The organism is Spiroplasma endosymbiont of Lariophagus distinguendus (assembly GCF_023846195.1).
Taxonomy (GTDB): domain Bacteria; phylum Bacillota_I; class Bacilli_A; order Mycoplasmatales; family VBWQ01; genus Spiroplasma_E.
The window spans coordinates 1-2,751 of the sequence record NZ_JALMUW010000091.1; the positions used below are offsets into that span (position 1 = coordinate 1).

General features: G+C 22.3%; 4 protein-coding genes, 1 pseudogene and 1 riboswitch. Of the genes and pseudogenes, 3 read left to right on the forward strand and 2 right to left on the reverse strand.

Translation table 4 applies throughout. From position 1 onward, the window contains the following. Together M0D11_RS05605 and M0D11_RS05610 are read left to right on the forward strand one after the other, a co-directional pair. Positions 1-259 (forward strand): annotated as a pseudogene (locus M0D11_RS05605) (hypothetical protein); the annotation flags it as partial. Next, the gene (locus M0D11_RS05610; RefSeq protein WP_252320879.1) at positions 234-749 is read left to right on the forward strand and encodes a hypothetical protein; all 516 of its coding nucleotides are present in this window, start codon (positions 234-236) and stop codon (positions 747-749) included. The pseudogene M0D11_RS05605 and the gene M0D11_RS05610, both read left to right, overlap by 26 nt. Positions 750-774: 25 nt before the next feature. Here the strand turns inward: M0D11_RS05610 and M0D11_RS05615 are convergent, their stop codons facing one another. Together M0D11_RS05615 and M0D11_RS05620 are read right to left on the reverse strand one after the other, a co-directional pair. After that, positions 775-1,032, reverse strand: a complete 258-nt coding sequence (locus M0D11_RS05615; protein WP_252320881.1) for a hypothetical protein — start codon at positions 1,030-1,032, stop codon at positions 775-777. Between the two features lie 72 nt (positions 1,033-1,104). Next, positions 1,105-2,151 carry an energy-coupled thiamine transporter ThiT gene (locus M0D11_RS05620; protein WP_252320883.1) on the reverse strand — a complete coding sequence of 349 codons (1,047 nt, stop codon included), beginning with the start codon at positions 2,149-2,151 and terminating at the stop codon, positions 1,105-1,107. 61 nt (positions 2,152-2,212) lie between these two features. Then, positions 2,213-2,300: riboswitch (TPP riboswitch) on the reverse strand. Positions 2,301-2,502: 202 nt separating this feature from the next. On the opposite strand from M0D11_RS05620, the gene M0D11_RS05625 reads away from it, so the two are divergent. Next, a partial coding sequence (locus M0D11_RS05625; RefSeq protein ID WP_252320885.1) for a hypothetical protein occupies positions 2,503-2,751 on the forward strand: 249 nt, incomplete at its 3' end.

Genomic DNA, 2,751 nt, shown 5'->3' on the forward strand with positions numbered 1-2,751 from the left:
TATTACAATTTTAATTATTGGTGCCATCAGTTCACAAGGACCTAATGGTAATAACGGATGAGCAAATGGTGATAATAATTATAATCCAAATAATGTTATTGCTGGGATTGCTGGTACAACAGGTATCATTTTACTAGTTATTTGTACTTTATCAATTAAATTGAATGGTGTAATACAAGTAGCGCTATATTCTGGAGCTATGCTACAACCATTAGCGAAAGAAGGATACATTAGTGAAAAAAATAGCCAAATTAAATAAAGAAAATATTGCAATGTATGGTAATACTATTAATTTTATAATTACAATTATAATTTGTATTATTATGCTAATAATTCCGGATTTAATTGGAATTAGTTTTAATTACAACCAAATGTTGGGATTTACAACTAATATAACAATCTTTGTTTATCTTTTTGTTATAACAGCAACTTGTGTTATCGGTTATTATAAAAAAATAAAAATAAAAGTTATCGAATGAATTATGTTTATTATCTGTTTATTATTTTTAATTAGTCAATTCATTATTTTTAATTATAATATGATTCATGATTTAGTAAGCAACAGAGGAATCATATTAATTGCAATTACAATTAAGTTTTTAATGTTTTGAGTATTTATTATAATTGCTACTATTATTTATTTTACTTATTATAAACCAAAACTAAAACAAAGATTAATAACAAATCCAGAATATCAAAATCAATTAGATAAAAAATTTATTTTTAATTCTCATCTAGTAGTTAATTAAATTATTTAAAAATTATATTATCTTATTATCGTCAAAAATAAACTAAATGAGTTGCTGGTTTTTTACAAAAACAAGTACCAGTAGTAGTTGTACTTTTTAATTTAGCATATGCTTGAAAATGTTCAGATCAACCAATATCAATTGTATGTTGAGCATGTTTTCCTAATTCAATTGCTGCTAATACAACCTTTTTCTCATTTAATGCTTTATTCATTAATTTAATATTACCATCCATAATAATAATAATAATAATATCTTCTTTGATTATTTCATCATTTTTCATTATAATCACCCTTTCTATCAATTAATATTATAACGCTATTTAAAAAAAGAAATAGTAATTGGAATTACTATTCTAACGATATCTTTCTACATAGTGACTAACTAAACCACGATAAATAAAAGGTATTGTTAATTGCATAATTGGATAAGTAAACAAAAAAATATGAATAAAATTGTAAACTAATGAGTAAAAAAGAGGATTAAATCCTGATCAAATATTTTTACTTCCATCAGCATTAGTAATTTGTGATCAAATAAAATATCCTGCTATTGTTTGTCAAAAATAAATAATTAAACAAACTAAAAAACAATGTAAAAAATAATTAATATAAGTAAAAATTGATTTATCAGCTTTTAAATTAAAACGTAATAATGAAATAATAGCGGGTGTTGTCATTGGCAAAAAATAATCTAATAAATAACTTCAAGCACTAATAACATAACCACCACTAATAAATAATAATGACATTAAAGCACTAATCATACCCGTTAATCATCCACCTGCAAAGCCAATAATATAACTAATAACCATTAAAGGTATATATTTAATAGCAATACCGCCGCCGTATGGCATTTTTGGTAATAAATTTTGTTCAATAAAAGCACAAGCAATAGTTACACCAGTAAATAAACCAATAATTGTATAATCAATAACTAATCATCGTTTAATACCAAATGCAAATTTAAAATTAGTTCATCATCTTGTTTTTAAAATGGAAAAAGTTTCTTCTTTTTGTCATTGATAATGTTTAATTAAATTAAAAATTAATGCAATGGGATTGATACTAAAAATTGATAGTAATGTAACAATAACAATATTTTTATGAATATCTTCTATTTTAACTGTTCATGTAATAACAGATAATAAAATTGATGAAATTAATAATAAACAAAGAATTAATATTAAATAAATTTTACTGCTATAAAATTGTCAACCAGTAATAGTAGTAACTTTAAAAAAGTGATTAATACTACTAGCAGGTAAAATACTAATAATAACTGTTAATGTTAGAAGAGTAATTAAACTAAAAATGGCTGATGCTTTAATTAACATTCCTACCTCCAGTTTGCTTTTAACTTTATTATAATTGATAGTTGTTAATAGTTGTTCTTTAAACATAATAAAATGATAACTCCTTTAATTTATCTTACATAACAAAAAAGGAGTTATCATTTTTTAAAATATAAAAAATAAAGTCTCCCTCCGCTAGTACTAACTAGATCAGGTTATAGGGTATTTCTCAGGCAATGCCACCCCTGCTTTATATAATATATGCAAATTAATCCATATTTACTACTATTATAACATTCAAAATATTTTTTTAAATATAAAATATATTTTTTTTATGATTTTTAGTTTAAATTAAAATTTGCTCTATTTTTATTTGAAATTTATTTGAAAAAAATAAAATATATTCACTTCTTAAAAATAAGAAGTTATTGGGAAAAAATAAAAAGGAGTTTTTAAAATATGAAAAAGATGTCAACACTAATTGCAACAACAATTTTAGCAACAGAAAGTACAAACAGTTTAAATACCTTATTTATCAATAACACAAATAATAAAATTAAAACAAGTATTAAAAATGAAAATAATAATTGAAAAATAAATGAAATTAAGTCTTTAACAACTGATAGAAATAGAAATATTTATGCACTTGCTAATAATACTGTTTATAAATGTTTAGCAGAACAAACAGAGTTCAAACAAATGATAGTA